Source organism: Citrobacter sp. C348, from assembly GCF_047467975.1.
Classification (GTDB): Bacteria; Pseudomonadota; Gammaproteobacteria; order Enterobacterales; family Enterobacteriaceae; genus Citrobacter; species Citrobacter gillenii.
This window is the reverse complement of record NZ_JASJUJ010000002.1, coordinates 1-18838: the sequence shown is the minus strand read 5'-3', so window position 1 is coordinate 18838 and position 18838 is coordinate 1. Positions and strand designations below refer to the sequence as shown.

Here is an 18838-nt window from a genome sequence, read left to right as displayed (position 1 = left end):
TGGTGTTATCGCTTACTTGTTCATGTCTTTCGCGTTGTACTGGAAGTAACGGCTCAGGATATCCAGTTCGTTTTCACTGATATTGGTGCGCGCGCCCATCCCTTTTGCCACTGAAGGCCAGGCGTTGAGCGTAAAGTGATTAGCAGGAATCGGTGCATGGCAACCTGCGCAATACACATTGTCGAGCTTGCGGGCGTAATCCCACATCGGTTCACGACTGGCGAGCGCGGAGCCACTCCATTCTCCTTGCAGAGCCACGTCCCGCCACGTATTGCCGTAGTCATCCTTTTTCCAGTCGGAGAGAACCTTGAGCGATTGCTGTCCTTTTTCACTGAGGCTTGCAAGGATCAAACGCTGCCCAGCCGCGTAGTAAATAACCTGTTCACTTCCCTGCATCTGGCTGCCGCGGATCTCCACCAGCCGTGAATTTTCCATTGATTTCAGTACCTGCATTTGGGTCGCCGGATAAACCGTTCCCAGATCCCCGAGCGGGGTATTACTGACGGCATAAAGTTTTTCTGCCGTTGCAGGCGTGGAGGCAGACTGTGCTTCGAGCCCTTTTAGGGCACTGTCATCCATTTTTATTTCAGGAGGGAAATGAGCGACGCCTTTGTGGCAATCAATACAGGTTTGTTTTTCCGCAATCCCCATTTTGTGCATTTTCTGCGCATCGGCGCTTTGTGCAGCAAGATCCATCGCATCCATACTGTGGCAACTGCGACAAGTCGCCGAGTCGCTGGCTTTCAGTTGCGCCCACACGGTTTGCGCCATTTCCAGGCGATGTCCTTCAAACTTTTCTGGGGTATCAATTTTCTTAGTAACGAACTGATGATAAACATCTTTTGTTGCCCGGAGTTTGGCAACCAGGAAATCAAGTCCACCTTGTGGAATATGACAATCCGCACATTCAGCGCGAATACCTTTCTTATTTTGAAAATGGACCGAACCGGTATATTCCTCATAAGGCGCTTGCATCGTATGGCATGACAGACAAAATTCAGTACTCGACGTTTTATGTAATGTCCATTGCCCAGCCAAAACGATCACAGCCCCCAGAACAATGCACAGCAGCATTGTCCATAGAATAGTTTTATTTATTTTTCTCATTTTTCATTCCCACAGGCAACCTACCCTTTAATAGGTAGACAGTAATTACACTGGCTGGGTTACTTATTGATATTCATCAAGGCCAGAAGGAAATGAGAATCAGCAGATAGGCAAGTTTGAAGGCGATCGCATATTTATTACAACAGAGGTTTTTCTTTAAAATTCAACATAAAAACAGAACAATAAACCTGGCGATAAGTTTAATAACCCATTATTAAATAAAATATCAGTGTAAAAAGTGGAAGACCCAGTCCAGGGGCATCTATCCCCCCCAAAAAACACTACGTTATATAAATAAATACATAATGGAAAGGAAAAAAATGAATCTCTTTCACCAGGTATGAGATCGGGAGATAAGCACCTATTCTTGATCTGGCTGCTTATTATACAGGTTATCAATTCGCTACACTCAGGATGGCGGTATAACAAACAAGAGGTGGTGAATATGTATCGTTCTATTCTGGTGCCGATTGATATCTCTGAAACCGATGTAACGCGTCAGGTGATCCCACAGGTCGAGGCGCACGCAAAAACCGCAAAGGTCCATTTTTTAGCCGTTATCCCTACTGTCCCATTCTACGCATCACTGGGACTGGCCTACTCCAATGAATTCCCGGACAGAAGTGGCATTCAAGCTAAGGCCACCGAAAAGCTGCAAGAGATTGTTAAACAATTCAACATTCCAGCCGGCAGGACGGAACTGCACGTCGTTTACGGCCCGCCTAAAGATCAGATCTTAAAGTTAGCGGAAGAGGTAGATGCAGAACTCGTCATCATCGGTTCGCATAAGCCGGGTTTTAGCACTTATCTGCTGGGCTCAACGGCCTCCGCTGTGGTGCGCCACGCAAAATGCCCGGTGCTTGTAGTGCGGTGACATGCCGACAAAAGACCATACATACGGGAGCGAATCAGCTCCCGTTCTTATTCGTTTCGGATTTCCAGAGTCTCGCAGAAAAAGTCAAATACGGAGCGAATGGCGGTTTGTTGCAATGGCGAATACGACAGGGATGATTAGAGAGGAATGCTGTAAAATGGTACGCCCTGTAGGATTCGAACCTACGACCTACGGCTTAGAAGGCCGTTGCTCTATCCAACTGAGCTAAGGGCGCATTGCGAAGTGAAAACTTCATGCGGATGAAACGCGTGAATTATACGGTCAGCGCCTGCTGAGTCAATGCCTTTTGTTCTGGTTGCTTGCGAAGTGTACGAATGGTGGTTTTTTCTGTTCGTCCACGGGTATCCAGGAAATCACCTGGTAACAACTGAGGCGCCGTAAAGCCCGGTTTAAGGTTAAATGTATTTAGAAAATTAATGATTTTGCTTAACATTCTCCTACACCCTTCCCTGCGGTTTAGGATCCCTTCAATGTTAAGTATCGCCATCAAAGACGAAAATAGTCACTTCGAACATGGTCTGAAAATCATCATTACTCGTCTGACGAATCAGTGGCGTCAGGAGATTTGCTTCTTGCCTGTCGACGATATCGATCGTGCAGACATCGCCTTTTTATCGCTGGATGAAGAGTGGCTCAGCGCGGGCTGTTACGAAATTCCCCGCCACACCCGTCACCAACATCGGGTCATTATTTGCAGCAAATGCGATAAAGATAAGCTGATGTTCAGGCCCTGCCTGTACATGCTACCGCTGATTTATCGCGAAGATGATGTCGAAGAGATCGGCAAAAAAATGGTACTCATTTTGCAAAAACGCGCACTCCGTTCCAGCGTCCCTGCCACCATCTGTCACTACTGCACCACCCGCAACTTTTCCATTGCAGAGCGTCAGTTTTTAATGTTCCTCGCCAGCGGATATACCTCCGCCGAAACCGCACAGCGTCTTGCACTCAGTGAGGTAGAAGCGAAGGTAACGCGTCGGAGTATTATGAGAAAACTGCAGGTGAAAAATGAACAACAATTCTTAAGATACATCAGGGTTAACCTGAGTTTTCTACAAAATTGAACCGTTTCTTATGCGCTGGAAACTTTATGAGAAATGTCTCATGTGCAATTAAGTATATGCGCCTACTGCCCCCATTTCTATGCTGCCACAATAATGCCTATGTGTTATTTCCGGGGTAAAAATAAAACACTCTCGGTAATATTTGCTCCGCGTGGGAGAATATCATGATACCGAGCCTGCTATTGTTCAATGATAAATATAAGTACGCACATCCTTCAATAAAAAAAGATGCTAGCGTTCTACTTTCAACTCTGAAATTAGAACCCATTGTCGAGTTATCGACTTCACACCGATACGGTTTTGAAGTCCTGACCCACCTCCCGCGAAAAATGAATAGCGAGAACTATTTTCGCCAACTTTCTTTCGCACAACAACAAAGCCTGTTTTATCGCCAAATAGCCAACATCGTACATTATCAGCCCGGCTACGTTTATTCACTGAACCTGCCGATGAAGGCCTTTCTGAACTGGACGTCATTTCATTGGCGTGATGTTACGTATCCACCTAACCTTGTCATCGAAATACAGGACCCTGCTACATTCCTTTTGCTCAATGTTACTCAACGCCATGTGGCGTATAACGCTATGCAGCATGTTGAAGCGTCAGGCACCCCTATCTGGATGGATGACGTCAATGAAGAATTACTCATCGCATTCATTGAGGCTAATTGGCACCTGTCAGGCATTAAACTGGATAAAAATACCTTTTGGACTCTGAGTAAAAAACCCAGCAGGCTCCAGCAGATCATTAAGAAAGGACAAGCAATCGCAAATCAGGTGATTGTCGAAGGGATTGAAACCCAAACTCACAAGGAAATTGCCCAGCGAGCCGGCGCAAAATTGGGGCAGGGGTATTTATGGCCCGCCATTTATCCAGGGCAGGAGAAATAAAACGGAAAGGAAAACAGGAAGGATGCGCAGTGTACTACGTAGGGAACGACATCGCCGTTTACAAAACACTCACTGTACCCATCAATATCATCACTGTGCGCCGCAGGTATTTGACCGGCTTGAGTATCTGGCACAAAAAATCAATTATACATTACCGGGAGACACTGTATCTCAGGCAATTATCACCACTGATTACTATCTCGCATTTACACTGAACCGCTATTTATTTTCAGGTACCCGTACGGCTGTTTTCCAGAATTTTGAGTCGGCGCTCGACAGTCTGCAATCCCCCGAATCCAGTCAGTTAGTGATTGATATGGAAGGATTGCCATTCTCGTATTTCGAGACGATCCAACAGTTACGCCTGCTGGTTAAACAGCGTAATGACATACAGATTTTTTTATTACTCAACGATAATGACGAAAGTCTGGGTAAATTTATTGCCATGACCGGTCCTTTTTATGTTCTCCCCCGCCGTCAGCGCCTTGCAGACATACGTCACGCTTTATTATCGCCAAATCTAAATAATATTCATTCTTCGCGTTTAAAACTGGCTGACTGGGAGATGGTTTCATTACTATTGCAAGGTGAATCCTTAAAAAAGATTGCCCAGTTACAGAACCGGCCTTACCACCGCATTATCTATCGTCTGAATCAACTGATTACGTACCTCGGATTGCCACACCGTCAACGTTTTTTGCATCTGATACACCGTCTCGACGTTACCTCTCATCATTTAATTTAACACCATAACCCTATGTGAAATAAGATTTTTTAAGAAATTACTTATTTACCGCTGAGAAACTCCATGTATTTTTTACATAATTTTAATATTTACAACTCGTCCTGGTATTATGCCTACCACGTGGACCGTACTTAACCCTACTAACTCTGTGCATTATGTCATAATGGCCGCCGACGACCGCCTTAACAAAACCTAAACAATCAGCCTGTTGTATTGTTTTTAGTATTTTAAAAAAACTTTCAATCTGCCATAATTAAAACAACAGGAAAATAATACTAACAATCGCAAACATACCGGGATCTTTCAGGATATCGTAACAGCCATTAAGAAGTTACTTACCGCAAGACTTTTCCGAATGAGTAGAGTAGGTATAATCCCTACTGTTTAATGATTAATTGTAAATTTTTCCTGGTGTGAAATGGATATTCCACACACTCATTGTTCTTACCAAGAACGGCTGAATAAACAAGGATGAAGTCTTATTTATTCGGTTCTTCTCGCAGAACAACCCTTGGCTATTTGACAATATTAATAACGCCTGATGTTTTATCAAAATCGCAAGATACACGAACAGTTTGAGGCATACAACAATGAAACCAGCATCCGTTATCATTATGGACGAACACCCTATTGTCAGAATGTCGATAGAAGTGCTGCTCGAAAAAAATAGTAATATCGAAGTGGTACTGAAAACTGACGACAGTCGTACAGCAATTGATCACCTACGCACCTATCCTGTCGATCTCGTCATTCTGGACATTGAACTGCCTGGTGCCGATGGATTTACCCTACTCAAGAGAATTAAATCACTGCAGGAAAAGACGCGGGTTCTGTTTCTGTCCTCAAAATCAGAATCTTTTTACGCCGGACGCGCTATCCGGGCAGGTGCAAATGGTTTTGTCAGTAAACGCAAGGACCTGAATGATATCTACAATGCGGTGAAAATGATCTTATCCGGTTATTCTTTTTTCCCGTCAGATACGCTTAACTTTATTAATAACATTAATATAAGTAAAGGAGAGCTGAATGACATGCCGCTTTCCAATCGCGAGGTCACGGTGCTACGTTATCTGGCAAATGGGTTATCCAATAAAGAAATTGCAGAGCAGCTATTACTCAGCAATAAAACGATCAGTGCGCACAAAGCCAATATCTACTCTAAACTTGGTTTGCATACCATTGTCGAGCTGATCGATTACGCGAAAATGCATGAATTAATGTAACCCCACTCCCGACGAGATGACGTTCGGGAGTGAGTGGTCAGTTATAGTTGATCATAAACGTCGCATCAGCCCTGGCAAGTCCGGGCTGGACCCCATCCGCTAAGGCAATATAGTTGGCGAAAAAGGTCAGTGTGGCATTGCCATTTTCGTCAATACTCACCGTCTGGCTCGCCTGTTCGAGCGGCAACCGTGTACGATCGCTGTCATGCAGTTCAATCGCCACCTTTTGCGCCATCGCCGTATTATCCAGCGCCAGTAGCGTGGTACCCGCTGCCGGCGTACCGGAAAAGGTGATTGACGCCGACCCAGGCGGGCAGCCTTCCAGCTTTAGCGAAAAAGGAACCGGTTGGGTGGTATCACCACTGGTTTTTAACTGCTTTGTCGGCCAGGTACCGAGGTCCACGTATTTATTGCTGTCGCTGGCAATCACGGCACAGGTAAAGTCCACTACATTACCGCGCAACTCAATATTGATCTCGCCCAACGACGTATCCGCCCGACTTAGCGAGGTAAACGACAGCACGGCAGCAACCACCAACAGTATGCGAATGACCATTGCGCGCCTCTTAGTCATAATCTACTCGCAGATATCCACGGGCAGTAAATGGCCCTTCCGCCGGTTTATTGCCCGTCACACTAACCGGCCACGCCCGGATACTGACGCTCGCTGCGGCGTTATCATCCAGGCGAAACGGAATGGTGCTGGACAGGTTGTTAGGCGTTAGCGGTACGCCGCTGCTGTCGGCAACAATAAAGCCTAAATCGGCGTTGTCCGACACCATCATTTGCCCCGAAGATTTTTCAGCCTCCACGCGCATGGTCAGGTAGGCCTGCGCGGCAACATTGGTACATTTTATGGCCATCGTTTTAGTCTGCGGATTAACGCCTTCTGGCCGATTTCCAGCCCCAGCTTTGCTAAACAACGACGCCCCGATATCACCAAAATCAAACTCGACAACCTGTCCGGCATTCACTTCGCAGTTTTGCGGCACCTCGACCTTGCCGCTGTAGCTGATGGTGTATACCGGCACACTCAAGGCATCGCCGATGCTGGTCGTGACATAGACCCTGAACATCGTTTGGCGGGGGATTGGTACCATGTTAATAAATGAGCGGATCACTTTTAATTTGAATACCAGCTTTGAATCCATTACGCCGAAGGGCTTCTGTTTGGGCACATTCGGGTGGGTCCCCATACGAATATCGTTACGTGGAGGATAAAACAGCCCGGCATAGCTGTCGGTGATACTCATAGCCCCCAACAGGTAATCATTCAGCTTCAAATACTGAAAGCCCCCTTCCATACTTTGCACCGGGAGTTCCGTCACGTAGCTGCGGTAGGTGTAATTTACCGTCGTCCCCGCAGGACAGGTCGCATTAACCCCAACCCAGCCGGACTTTTCCGGCAACGTCACGACCTGACCGGGGCGGTTATTACTGCTGTTAAAGACGTTCGACAGATCGTAAAACACATCCGTCGGCGTGCCGTTCGAATTCTGGCAGACCGTGGCCCATGACGAATTTGCCAGCAGCAGTAAAGCGCTCCCGAGTAACCAACCAGTTTGTCGTTTCATCGTATTATTCCTTTCATGCCGACGGGCGTTCGCAGGTCACATTGGTGAGCGTTACCGCCTGTTTCAGGCTCTCCTCAGGCAAGGCATAGTGCGCCGTACAGCGCGCGTTCGCGCCTTCGCCCCACTGGATCAGCAACTCACCTTTTAGCGGCAAACCGCTCAGGTAGATTTGTCCATCGTCTCCCACCATGCTGGTTACGCCGCTGGCGGTTTCACGCACAATGGAGCCAAACGGCACCGGTTTACCCGCCTGTTGCGTCGTAATTAACGCGCGCACGCCGATACGTGTATCAAACGCCGCTCTTACCAGCGCCCCCTGTGTCGGTACTACGCTGCTGACGTTATTTTCCACATCGGTATGGTTGTTCATTGAATTGGTATCCAGCGCCACACGGTTATAGCGATAGACGGTGGCGTACGGCATGACCGCGTAACCACGCCAGTCGGTCTGCACCCCGGTCTGGTTCTCTATCCTTACTCCCTGGGCGCCTGGTGCTTTGATCAGCACATTGGTATCGCCCAGCGGCTGGCTCAGGGTGATTCCGTCCGCATGCCCAATCACGCCGCCGGAGAGCTGCCAGTTATAGTCATGCTGGTCGCGGTCGTAGTTGTATCCCATACCCAGCGTGCCATAGGTCGCCTGCCAGTTTGCGCTGGCGCTACCGCTGTAACCGTTGGTGCTGCTGTGCCCCTGGTTTACGCTGTAGCTCAGGTTGCGCCCGTCAAGCAACGTCCCGCCAATCCCGCTCTGCCAGCTGTTTTGTCCGTTGCTATTGCGGTTAGCGTTGAAGGTGGCATAGGTGCGATCGAGCGCGTTATCGCGCGTGTAGCGTCGCCCGGTCAACAGGCTAAACGGCACCGACATATTGAAGGCCAGAATCCTGTCGGTGTCGGCAATCCCTACCGATTCGTTCCACGACCAGGAGAGCGAATAGCTAATCCCCTGCCAGCCGCTGGCGTAGCCGAGCTGATACCAGGTGTTGGTATCGGACGTATTCCAGTAAGTTTGCTGACTGCCTGAGACATACAGCGATCCGTAATCTCCGAGATTCTGCGAGATGTTGATCTGAAAACGGCCTTTTTTGCTGTAGCTCAGATTGTGATAGCTCTGGACCACCGGCACTTTATGGCGATTGCCTTCGCTGTCGTATTCGTACTCGTAACCTTCCATATTGCGATACGCCACGTCGTCGAGGGTATAAAACCCCCGGGTCGAATAGCGATATCCCAGTAACTGGAAGTTGGTGCCGACATTATTCAGTGATTTTGCGTACAGAAAACGCAGCGATTGCCCCTGGTGGGTGCTGTCATCCGCCAGTTGGCTGCGCGCATGGGTTAAATCGACGGAGACCGCGCCCCAGTCGCCGAGGTTGCGCCCGGTACCGAACACCAGCGCGCGGTAACGAGAGGCCAACTGCGTGCCGCCATAGGCCGTATAGCCTTCAGGTAGCCCGGCGATTAACGTGCCCTGGACAAAAAACGGTGATGACTGCTGGCTGTTACCGCTGCGGAAATCCCCGGCCACCAGGTCGTATTTCAGTCGCCCTTCGCGCTGTAACAGTGGAACCGTGGAGTACGGGACGGTATAGCGCTGCTGGCTGCCATCTTTTTCATCTACCGTCACCTCCAGGTCACCGCTGGACGACGTCGGGTTGAGATCGGTAATCGAGAACGCCCCAGGCGACACATAGCTTTGGTATATAACATAACCGTTCTGGCGAATGGTCAGTTTCGCCGCCGTACGGGCAATGCCGCGAACCGTTGGCGCGTACCCCTGCAAGCTATCCGGATACATGCTGTCTGACGAGTAGAGCCGCGCCCCGCGAAACCCGACGCTGTCAAAGACGTCGTTACCGGTGTTGCTGTCGCCCATCACCAGCTCACCTTTCAGCGGGATAATGGCGCGCTGAAGCCAGGTACCGATGTTTTTCCAGCTCTGCGAGTGATATCCGTCGCCTTTGGAATAGCTCCAGGCGCCGTTGTTTCTCAGCCGCCAGGGGCCATAGTTCAGGCCGCTCAACATGCTTAAGAAATAGCTGTCAGAATCGCTGCCACGACTGCCGGTAAAGCTGTAGTTCACCAGCGCAGCCGGGATCCCTTCATCCCATTCCTCAGGCGGAATATATCCCCGCGCGCTATTCAGCATACTGGCCTGCGGCAAGCTGATATTCAGGCGTAGCGTAGAGAAATCGAAGGCGATTTCGCTGCCGGGGATAGCCTCGGGCAAATTAATACAGGTATTGTTCGGGTCCTGACTGAGCGCCGGAAACGCCGCCGTATTGACCCCCAGGCGCTTAACCCAATCGAGACCAAAACATGGCGTCAGCCCACCAGATTTCTCGCCGGTACTCGCCTTACTGGTGGCAAAATGAACATCCTGGGTGGCAATAAATTCATCATTACGCCAGATATCCACGCGGTAGACGCCCTCAGGCTGGTGATTCCCTTTTTCAAAACGCGACAAATCCGCCACGGACGCCGTATCCGCAGATAAAAATGCCGGGTTAAAATAGCTTTCCCCGTGGCCTGACAGCGGAAATAAGGCAGCCAGTGTGGACAACGCCACGCCCGCCAGCGGTGGCGTAATCCCCGGTAACCGGCCAGGTAAGTACGTTGTCTTATTCATCGTTTATCAACGCACGCTAACCGTTTTGGCAGGTGTCACTGCGCCGTAGTCATTAACCGTCTGGAACGTCACGCTGCCCTGAACGCCCGCAGGCAGCGGGATCTGCGCCGCGTTCTTCGGTGCTACCATGACGTTATCAACCTTCGTTTTTCCCACATTGAGGTTAACCAGCGTGACGTAATACGCTGACGGATTCGTAATTTTCAGCTGTGTGCCGGAACGGGAAAATTGCAACATGCCGGGCGCGTCTTCCGGTACCTGTGGCAGGTTATTTGGGCGGACAAAGAGTTTAATACGCGACAAAATCGCCAGTTGCAGAACGTTTTTACCCTCAAGGCTGTCTTTATTGACTGACGGGATCGCCTTCACGTTCATCCAGAACAGCGATTCGCGGTCTGTAGGCAGTGGCTGACCGGCATAGATAATGCGCAGCGTATTTTCACTTTTGGGCTCGCTGACAAACAGTGGAGGCGTCACCACAAAGGCTTTTTCTTTAACGCCTGCGCTATTCTCAATCCATGAATTAACCAGGAAACGTTCTTTAGTATCGCTATTGCTAATAGCCAGCGATGTTTGTTTAGCCTCGGCGGGATAAATAACGCGGGTAGCACCTAATGCAATTCCCCCAGCAGCCTGAGCACTGCAGGAAACAAATAAGGTGAGGAAAATAATAAAACCTGATTTAAGATAATTAAACATGGCTACAAATACCTTTGGTGTGATTATCGTTGGTAAATAAATCAGGGATAGACCAACGTAAACCACACGTCTGAACGAAGCGTTCCTGGCGTTATCTTTTCCGAGACAGCCCGATAGCGCGCGGTGAAGTGAAACGTCATTTCCTGCGTTAAAATTGGGGCGTAATGACGCGGCAGCGCATTCGGAATAATTTGTCGTTGCCCCTCATCAAATAATGCCAGGCCAATACCCGAGGCCGCAGACGCCTCACCGCTGGCCAGAAAGACCTGCGGATCTTCTGCAGGCGTGACGCCGGCAAACGCAATCCCAACATGGTCATAAACGTCGGCACTGCAGGACGTTAAGCGCAGTGAAAACGGTACGCTGGTCGAGGCAAAGCTTCCCGGTTCGCCAAATGCGTTGGTGCGATACTGCCCCATCTGTACCCGCAAGTTCTGGCTATCGGTGGCCACCGTACAGGCCCCATTGACCAGTTGCCCACGCAGGTGAAGGCGACCGCTTTCCAGTATTACCGTGTGTGCAAGCGCAGGCATTACGCACAGCATTCCCGCCAGCGTCATGCCGTTGAAAATCAGTTGCCACATCCTTCGTCATCCCCGGATATTGCCTCATCCATTGAGGCTGTCGTCTTCCTTGCGCCAATCAGAACGGCTTATTCGTACTTCATGATGAAGGTGGCGTCGGCGTTTGCCTGGCCTGGCGTGGCGCTTGCAGCGGTCGCTTTATAACGTGCGGAGAAACGCAGGGTGTTGGTGCCTTCTACCAGCGCCTGGGCAGTAGAGAAGGTGGCACCATCTGGCTTCAGCGCGGTAGACGCGTTGTCCAGAATTTCGATGCCTACACCGCCAGCGGTGGTGGTGTTATTCCCTGAAGATACCGCCAGCAGAGCTGAGTTGGAGGCATCCGCCTGACCCGAAAACGCCACAGCTGCCGTCGCGGCAACCGCAGGATCGCAGTCGTTCAGCACGATGGAGAACGGAATCTGTGCCGTGGTATCGCCGATGGCTGCAAAGCTGGCGGTACGATATTGCCCTAATGTCACCACCTGATCGGCTGACTGTGTGCTTACCGCACAAGCTGCATTGACCAGTTCACCTTCAAAATGAACGGTACCGCCGCTCACGCTGACCGGATCGGCTGCGACTGCGGCCCCTGCAACTAACATCAGGCTGGCAATAACAGAAGTATTTATTAATTTACGTTTCATGGATTTCCCTTGAATTACACACATCCGGTTCCGGTATCCTGCCGGCTCCGTTTGAATCATTATCGACATAAAATGTCAGGCAAATTATCTCTGCATCCTGTAAAGATATATATCGAAAGAGAATTAATGATGCTTGACCCCAACTCTCCTGAGTGCGAGATTCACTAATTAATCTTTACGAATATGACAATTCGTCACAGGGATAAATTAAACATTTCAATTAATGAAAAATACCTGCAAATCCTTGTAATGGCCCTGGCTAATTCTTATTGGGATCTAAGAAATGTCTGGGTAAATATTACTTAAACACCACCACAATGGTACCTAACAGACTGGTTTACGACGCATTACCCATGAAAACAGAAGGGTGATGAGTTGTTTCAATAACGTTAAAATTAATTAGCGTACTCAGTAATTATTCCTGTCTTTACGATATTGACACCTCACCCGTTCGCACAGCGAGACGTTCCTAATCTCACCTAAAAATGCAAACGAAAACTGACAGCACGCCGCGCTTCTGACAAAATAGTGACATCCCCTTCGATTTAACGTAACAGACGGAATCCTCTCTCTGATGGCAGCAAAGATTATTGACGGTAAAACGATTGCGCAGCAGGTACGCTCTGAGGTGGCTCAAAAAGTTCAGGCGCGTTTAGCGGCTGGATTACGCGCCCCAGGCCTGGCTGTTGTGCTGGTAGGTAGCAACCCGGCTTCGCAAATTTACGTAGCAAGTAAACGCAAAGCCTGCGACGAAGTGGGGTTCGTCTCCCGCTCCTATGACCTGCCTGAAACCACCAGCGAGGCGGAACTTCTTGAGCTCATTGATGCGCTCAATGCGGATGCCGCCATCGACGGTATTCTGGTCCAACTGCCGTTACCGGCGGGGATCGACAACGTTAAGGTGCTGGAACGTATTGCGCCGGATAAAGACGTCGACGGATTCCACCCATATAACGTCGGCCGCCTGTGCCAGCGTGCGCCACGCCTGCGTCCGTGTACGCCACGCGGCATCGTGACCCTGCTTGAGCGTTACAACATCGATACCTACGGCCTGAATGCCGTGGTGATTGGCGCCTCAAACATTGTCGGTCGTCCGATGAGCATGGAGTTGCTGCTGGCGGGCTGTACCACCACGGTAACCCACCGCTTTACCAAAGATCTGCGTCGCCATGTAGAGCATGCTGACCTGCTGATTGTCGCCGTCGGCAAACCGGGTTTTATTCCCGGTGAATGGATCAAAGAAGGTGCGATTGTGATTGATGTCGGCATCAACCGTCTGGAGAATGGCAAGGTTGTTGGCGATGTGGTCTTTGAAGATGCCGCTGTGCGCGCCGGGTATATTACGCCGGTGCCGGGTGGCGTTGGCCCGATGACGGTCGCCACACTTATCGAAAACACGCTGCAGGCGTGTGTTGAATATCATGATGTAAAGGACGTTTAAGATGGCCACATTTTCACTGGGTAAGCACCCACACGTTGAACTCTGCGATCTGCTGAAGCTGGAAGGCTGGAGCGAAAGCGGTGCCCAGGCAAAAATTGCCATTGGCGATGGGTTAGTGAAGGTCGATGGTGTAGTAGAAACACGTAAACGCTGCAAAATCGTTGCCGGACAGACCGTGAGCTTTGAAGGTCAAAGCATTAACGTCGTGGCATGATCCCAGGGCCGGATGGCGGTTCGCGCCGCATCCGGCCCGTTTCTCCTCATTTTCAGATAATTAACTTCACCGTCGCTTCACACCAGGCTGTTAGCATGTCGTTTTCTTATACGAAGCGACCATCATGCCAACCATCGTTACTCACGCAGCCGTACCTCTTTGTTTAGGATTGGGTCTGGGGCTCAAAGTCATTCCCCCACGCTTACTGTTTGCCGGGGTTGTGCTGGCCATGCTGCCGGATGCCGACGTCCTGTCGTTTAAGTTCGGCATTGCCTACGGCAACGTGTTCGGTCACCGCGGATTTACCCACTCGCTGCTGTTCGCCTTCGCGGTGCCGCTACTGTGTATCATGATGGGCCGACGCTGGTTTCAAGCTGGGCTGATTCGCTGCTGGTTGTTTTTGACGGTGTCGTTGCTGTCACACAGCCTGCTGGATTCGGTGACCACCGGGGGAAAAGGTGTTGGCTGGCTGTGGCCATGGTCAGATGAGCGCTTCTTTGCGCCGTGGCAGGTGATTAAGGTCGCGCCATTCGCGCTGTCGCGCTACGCCACGCCGTATGGGCATCAGGTTATTCTTTCGGAGCTAATGTGGGTATGGCTGCCGGGAGCCGTCATGATGGGCGTGCTGTGGTGGTACAGACGTCACTAATAGTGCCTGATGGCGCTACGCTTATCAGGCCTACCGATCATTCCATCGTAGGCCGGATAAGGCGTTAGCCGCCATCCGGCAATTGAGAGAATTACTTACGACGCCAGGTGGTACCTTGCGGACCATCTTCCAGCACAATGCCCATCTCGTTCAGACGGTCACGTGCCGCATCGGCCGCCGCCCAGTCTTTCGCTTTACGGGCATCTAAACGCTGCTGGATAAGCGCTTCAATCTCAGCGACCTCACCGTCATCCGCCTGCGCACCGCTTTGCAGGAACGCTTCCGGATCCTGCTCGAGCAGGCCCAGCACGCCGGACAGCTTGCGCAGATGCGCGGCCATGGCGTTAGCCGCAGCCATATCTTCACCCTTCAGACGGTTGACCTCACGCGCCATATCAAACAGCACCGAGTAGGCTTCCGGCGTATTGAAGTCATCGTTCATGGCTTCAATGAAACGCGCTTCAAAGGCATCGCCACCGGCTGGCGCCACGGATTTGTCAGTACCGCGCAGCGCGGTGTACAGACGTTCCAGCGCGGAACGCGCCTGCTTCAGGTTCTCTTCGCTGTAGTTCAGCTGGCTACGATAGTGGCCGGACATCAGGAAGTAGCGAATGGTTTCGGCGTCGTAGTATTTCAGCACGTCGCGCACGGTAAAGAAGTTGCCCAGTGATTTGGACATTTTCTCACGATCAACCATCACCATTCCGGAGTGCATCCAGTAGTTAACGTATTCGCCGTCGTGCGCACAGGTAGACTGGGCAATTTCGTTTTCATGGTGCGGGAACATCAGGTCAGAGCCGCCGCCGTGAATATCAAAATGGTTGCCCAGCTGTTTGCAGTTCATCGCCGAGCACTCAATGTGCCAGCCCGGACGCCCCGCGCCCCACGGTGACGGCCAGCTCGGCTCCCCCTCTTTGGACATCTTCCACAGCACGAAGTCCATCGGGTTACGCTTCACATCCACCACATCCACGCGGGCACCGGCCTGCAGTTGATCCAGATCCTGGCGCGACAACTGACCGTAGTGCGGATCGGTCGGCACGTCGAACATGACATCACCGTTATCGGCAACGTAAGCGTGGCCTTTGGCGATCAGCTGTTCGGTGATTTCAATAATTTCCGCAATATGATGCGTCGCACGCGGTTCGAGATCCGGGCGCAGAATATTCAGCGCGTCAAAATCGTTGTGCATTTCCGCGATCATCCGGTCGACCAACGCCACGAAGCTTTCGCCATTTTCATTAGCGCGCTTAATGATTTTGTCATCGATATCGGTAATGTTGCGCACGTACTTCAGCTTGTAACCGAGGAAGCGCAGGTAGCGCGCGACCACGTCAAAAGAGACGAAGGTACGTCCGTGACCAATATGACAGAGATCGTAAACGGTGATACCACACACGTACATGCCGACTTCCCCGGCATGAATGGGTTTGAATTCCTCTTTTTGGCGCGTCAGTGTATTAAAGATTTTTAACATCGAAGATTCCGTGTAGACGTGTGTGGATAACAAAGCCCTATAATACCTATAAATTGGCCCCGAAGCAGCACACTTTGCAAGGTGATCGAATCTTGCGGTTATGCTATAACACACCCCTAACTCTGACCCTGACCAGGGTCGAAGCACCACTCTATCGGAACAGGATGCAAAAATGGTTACTTTCCACACTAATCACGGCGATATCGTAATCAAAACATTTGATGATAAAGCGCCTGAAACAGTTAAAAACTTCCTGGACTACTGCCGCGAAGGTTTCTATAACAACACCATTTTCCACCGTGTGATTAATGGTTTCATGATTCAGGGCGGCGGTTTTGAGCCTGGCATGAAGCAAAAAGAAACCAAAGAGGCTATCAAAAACGAAGCCAACAACGGTCTGAAAAACACCCGTGGTACGCTGGCGATGGCCCGTACTCAGGCTCCGCACTCCGCAACGGCGCAGTTCTTCATTAACGTTGCCGACAACGACTTCCTGAACTTCTCCGGCGAAAGCATGCAGGGCTGGGGTTACTGTGTATTTGCTGAAGTGGTTGAAGGTATGGACGTGGTTGATAAAATCAAAAACGTTTCTACCGGTCGCAGCGGCATGCACCAGGACGTACCGAAAGAAGACGTTATTATCGAAAACGTGACCGTCAGCGAGTAATCGTGGCGACACTGTTTATTGCAGATCTTCACCTCTGCACGGAAGAACCGGCGATTACCGCCGGTTTTCTGCGTTTTTTAGCCGGTGAAGCACGAACAGCCGATGCGCTGTATATACTTGGCGATCTGTTCGAAGCCTGGATAGGCGACGATGACCCCACTCCGCTGCACCATGAAATCGCCGTCGCAATAAAATCGCTGGCTGATTCCGGCGTCCCCTGCTTCTTCATTCACGGCAACCGTGATTTTCTGCTCGGCAAGCGTTTTGCCCGCGAGAGCGGCATGACCTTGTTACCCGAGGAAAAAGTGCTCGACCTGTATGGCCGCAAGGTGCTGATCATGCATGGCGACACGCTGTGTACCGATGATGCCGGTTATCAGGCATTTCGCGCTAAAGTGCATCAGCCCTGGCTACAAACACTGTTTCTTGCTCTGCCGTTGTTTGTTCGCCAACGCATTGCCGCAAAGATGCGCGCCAACAGCAAAGCCGCCAACAGCAGCAAATCGCTGGAAATTATGGATGTGAATCCGCAGGCCGTGGTTACCGAGATGGAAAAACACCAGGTCCAGTGGTTAATTCACGGGCATACCCATCGCCCGGCGGTGCATGAACTGACAGCCAATAGACAACCTGCGTTCCGCGTAGTATTAGGTGCGTGGCACAGCGAGGGTTCAATGGTTAAGGTCACGCCCGACGACGTTGAGCTGATCGCGTTTGCATTTTAAATACATCACACAATCTGGCTCCGGTTAGCAAAATGTTCGCTCACTGTCGCAACAACTCAGTACCTCATCCTCATCTCGCCACCGTTTTACCACGAAGACGCTAATTGTCAGACTTTAGCCGTTTGGCCAAACAGAACTGACTACACCTCCCCACATAACGTAGGGAGGTGTGATGGTTACGTCGTCAGTTCCCTGTATATTTAGAAATCCTCAATGCACAGGAAACGTGATTTAGCAGATATTCCTGCCCCCCCGGAATAGACTCCGTTAATAAGATAACGTACCCACAGATAGGGGGCTGCATTATTAGTCGTTTTTATCCAAAAACGTACGCTATCGGTATAAATATGAGACGGAATTACAGATTGCTCATATTTAGACTTAGTACCCCAGAAATCACTAAAACCATCTCTCGCATCTGCCGGGAGTCTCATGTTCAGTGAAGCACATGCTTCCAGGGCATCGGGATAGAATACCTCATTGTCATAAACCGAAATCCATCTATCAAGTTTGAAGGTATGGCGAATAATGCCAAACGTTTTCCCATTCTTAGGTGTGGCCGTCACAGTGACCTCCCTGGCCTGATGGCTTGCTATCGTCGTTTTTAGCATCACCACGCCGCTCCCATCAACCGTTGCCCAATCCGCATTGGTACGCCAGTTATAATCCGTGCGATCGCCGCCCCCCTGTAAGTCCAGGACAAACTGAGCACCGTAGAAACCCTCTTTGGGGTGATTCAAGCCCATATTTGTATCTCTGCTATGGAGTCCCCTCACATTACGAAAAACTGGCATAACATCATAATTTGTTGTAACAATATCTGACGCCCAGCCATTGAGTCTAAATGATGCCTGTAGATCTTCACCTTTAACGCTCGCCGTTATCGTGAATGAGTAAGAACCATTACTATTCATCTCCAGTTTATTTATTACGGTATCTGAACCAGGCGTTTTGAATGTTGCATCACTTAAAACGCTCTCAGGGTCCATCCTGACCACATTTCGATTTCCATCTCGTAGAATTAGGGTGAATATCATCTCTTGATTCACCAAATAACCATTAGCGTTGCGGGTTAATGTTGACGTTGAGGCAACAGGTTCTCCGGCAACAATGCTATAAGGCAGCGACGTCACGCCAGTGTCCCAGTCGCTAAGCTGAAGCTTTGCGGTAGCACTACTCGTCACCTTCACGGCGGTGAACGTCGCGATATATTTCCCACGCCCTTCGTCCTGCCAGCTACTTCCCTCTTTTATGGTTGCATTGTTTACGTCAACGGTACTCGAACTCAGCTTATCCACTTGATTAATAACAGCATTTCCATGCTCATCATTAAGTGTTACGGTCACAACAACATCATCACCAGAGGTATAGGTATCCTTATCCACAGCCACTTCTGACCTCGAGAACGCCGCCTCTCCAACAACAAATGCCGTCTCCTTGCTGGCGGCATTATTGCCTACCGTTGCCGTCACGATAATTTTCCCGGCCACGGTGCTGGTCAGCGTGGTGCTGGCCCTGCCGTCATCGCCCGTGGTCACCACCGCAGGCGCAAACGTGGCTCCTGTATTATCGGCCGTGAACGTCACCTCTGCCTTTGCCACCGGATTGCCCTGCGCATCCGTCACCAGCGCCACT

Annotated in this window: 20 protein-coding genes and 1 tRNA gene; 10 read left to right on the top strand and 11 right to left on the bottom strand. The window is 50.4% G+C overall.

Annotated features, from left to right (window positions below):
- Positions 1–12: 12 nt before the first annotated feature.
- Positions 13–1107, bottom strand: coding sequence for a NapC/NirT family cytochrome c (locus tag QNN86_RS04060; RefSeq protein WP_414210672.1), 1095 nt, complete (start codon positions 1105–1107; stop codon positions 13–15).
- A gap of 445 nt (positions 1108–1552) precedes the next feature.
- Here QNN86_RS04060 and uspF point away from each other — a divergent pair, with 445 nt between their 5' ends.
- Positions 1553–1981 (top strand): universal stress protein UspF, encoded by a 429-nt coding sequence (uspF, locus tag QNN86_RS04055; protein ID WP_414210671.1) that lies wholly within the window; start codon positions 1553–1555, stop codon positions 1979–1981.
- A 158-nt stretch (positions 1982–2139) separates the two neighbouring features.
- Here the strand turns inward: uspF and QNN86_RS04050 are convergent.
- Both QNN86_RS04050 and QNN86_RS04045 read right to left on the bottom strand, forming a co-directional pair.
- Positions 2140–2216 (bottom strand) — tRNA-Arg (locus tag QNN86_RS04050).
- Positions 2217–2255: 39 nt separating this feature from the next.
- Positions 2256–2435, bottom strand: coding sequence for a hypothetical protein (locus tag QNN86_RS04045; RefSeq protein ID WP_414210670.1), 180 nt, complete (start codon positions 2433–2435; stop codon positions 2256–2258).
- Between the two features lie 37 nt (positions 2436–2472).
- Here QNN86_RS04045 and fimW point away from each other — a divergent pair, with 37 nt between their 5' ends.
- The 4 genes from fimW to fimZ all read left to right on the top strand — a co-directional run bounded on the left by fimW (position 2473) and on the right by fimZ (position 5924).
- Positions 2473–3066, top strand: coding sequence for a fimbria biosynthesis transcriptional regulator FimW (gene fimW, locus QNN86_RS04040; protein WP_414210669.1), 594 nt, complete (start codon positions 2473–2475; stop codon positions 3064–3066).
- Positions 3067–3230: 164 nt separating this feature from the next.
- Positions 3231–3956, top strand: coding sequence for an EAL domain-containing protein (locus QNN86_RS04035; RefSeq protein WP_414210668.1), 726 nt, complete (start codon positions 3231–3233; stop codon positions 3954–3956).
- Positions 3957–3978: 22 nt separating this feature from the next.
- Positions 3979–4701: a fimbria biosynthesis regulator FimY gene (gene fimY, locus QNN86_RS04030; protein ID WP_414210667.1), complete on the top strand. Its 723-nt coding sequence runs from the start codon at positions 3979–3981 to the stop codon at positions 4699–4701.
- Between the two features lie 590 nt (positions 4702–5291).
- Positions 5292–5924 carry a fimbria biosynthesis transcriptional regulator FimZ gene (fimZ, locus tag QNN86_RS04025; RefSeq protein ID WP_414210666.1) on the top strand — a complete coding sequence of 211 codons (633 nt, stop codon included), beginning with the start codon at positions 5292–5294 and terminating at the stop codon, positions 5922–5924.
- 37 nt (positions 5925–5961) lie between these two features.
- Here fimZ and sfmF read toward each other — a convergent pair whose 3' ends face one another.
- From sfmF to fimA, 6 genes are all read right to left on the bottom strand, one after another.
- Positions 5962–6480 (bottom strand): fimbria assembly protein, encoded by a 519-nt coding sequence (gene sfmF, locus QNN86_RS04020; RefSeq protein ID WP_414210665.1) that lies wholly within the window; start codon positions 6478–6480, stop codon positions 5962–5964.
- 10 nt (positions 6481–6490) lie between these two features.
- Positions 6491–7498 (bottom strand): type 1 fimbria D-mannose specific adhesin FimH, encoded by a 1008-nt coding sequence (gene fimH, locus QNN86_RS04015; RefSeq protein ID WP_414210664.1) that lies wholly within the window; start codon positions 7496–7498, stop codon positions 6491–6493.
- A 13-nt stretch (positions 7499–7511) separates the two neighbouring features.
- Positions 7512–10124, bottom strand: a complete 2613-nt coding sequence (locus QNN86_RS04010; protein ID WP_414210663.1) for a fimbrial biogenesis usher protein — start codon at positions 10122–10124, stop codon at positions 7512–7514.
- Positions 10125–10130: 6 nt separating this feature from the next.
- On the bottom strand, positions 10131–10823 hold the full coding sequence (gene fimC / locus QNN86_RS04005) for a type 1 fimbria chaperone FimC (RefSeq protein ID WP_117342161.1): 693 nt from the start codon (positions 10821–10823) through the stop codon (positions 10131–10133).
- A gap of 41 nt (positions 10824–10864) precedes the next feature.
- A complete protein-coding gene (gene fimI, locus QNN86_RS04000) occupies positions 10865–11383 on the bottom strand; it encodes a type 1 fimbrial protein subunit FimI (RefSeq protein WP_242461273.1) in 519 nt (172 codons plus the stop codon).
- A gap of 92 nt (positions 11384–11475) precedes the next feature.
- A complete protein-coding gene (fimA, locus tag QNN86_RS03995; protein WP_115259167.1) occupies positions 11476–12030 on the bottom strand; it encodes a type 1 fimbrial major subunit FimA in 555 nt (184 codons plus the stop codon).
- A gap of 574 nt (positions 12031–12604) precedes the next feature.
- Here fimA and folD point away from each other — a divergent pair.
- From folD to QNN86_RS03980, 3 genes are all read left to right on the top strand, one after another.
- On the top strand, positions 12605–13471 hold the full coding sequence (gene folD / locus QNN86_RS03990; protein WP_414210662.1) for a bifunctional methylenetetrahydrofolate dehydrogenase/methenyltetrahydrofolate cyclohydrolase FolD: 867 nt from the start codon (positions 12605–12607) through the stop codon (positions 13469–13471).
- 1 nt (position 13472) lies between these two features.
- Positions 13473–13685, top strand: coding sequence for a ribosome-associated protein YbcJ (ybcJ, locus tag QNN86_RS03985; protein ID WP_414210661.1), 213 nt, complete (start codon positions 13473–13475; stop codon positions 13683–13685).
- A 124-nt stretch (positions 13686–13809) separates the two neighbouring features.
- Complete coding sequence (locus QNN86_RS03980; RefSeq protein WP_182270280.1) at positions 13810–14334, top strand: metal-dependent hydrolase; 525 nt, start codon at positions 13810–13812, stop codon at positions 14332–14334.
- 91 nt (positions 14335–14425) lie between these two features.
- Here QNN86_RS03980 and cysS read toward each other — a convergent pair whose 3' ends face one another.
- Positions 14426–15811 (bottom strand): cysteine--tRNA ligase, encoded by a 1386-nt coding sequence (gene cysS / locus QNN86_RS03975; protein WP_115259170.1) that lies wholly within the window; start codon positions 15809–15811, stop codon positions 14426–14428.
- Between the two features lie 172 nt (positions 15812–15983).
- Here cysS and ppiB point away from each other — a divergent pair, with 172 nt between their 5' ends.
- Complete coding sequence (gene ppiB, locus QNN86_RS03970; protein ID WP_115259171.1) at positions 15984–16478, top strand: peptidylprolyl isomerase B; 495 nt, start codon at positions 15984–15986, stop codon at positions 16476–16478.
- 2 nt (positions 16479–16480) lie between these two features.
- A complete protein-coding gene (gene lpxH, locus QNN86_RS03965) occupies positions 16481–17203 on the top strand; it encodes a UDP-2,3-diacylglucosamine diphosphatase (protein WP_414210660.1) in 723 nt (240 codons plus the stop codon).
- Positions 17204–17403: 200 nt separating this feature from the next.
- On the opposite strand, the gene QNN86_RS03960 is transcribed toward lpxH, so the two are convergent.
- A partial coding sequence (locus QNN86_RS03960) for an Ig-like domain-containing protein (protein WP_414210659.1) occupies positions 17404–18838 on the bottom strand: 1435 nt, incomplete at its 5' end.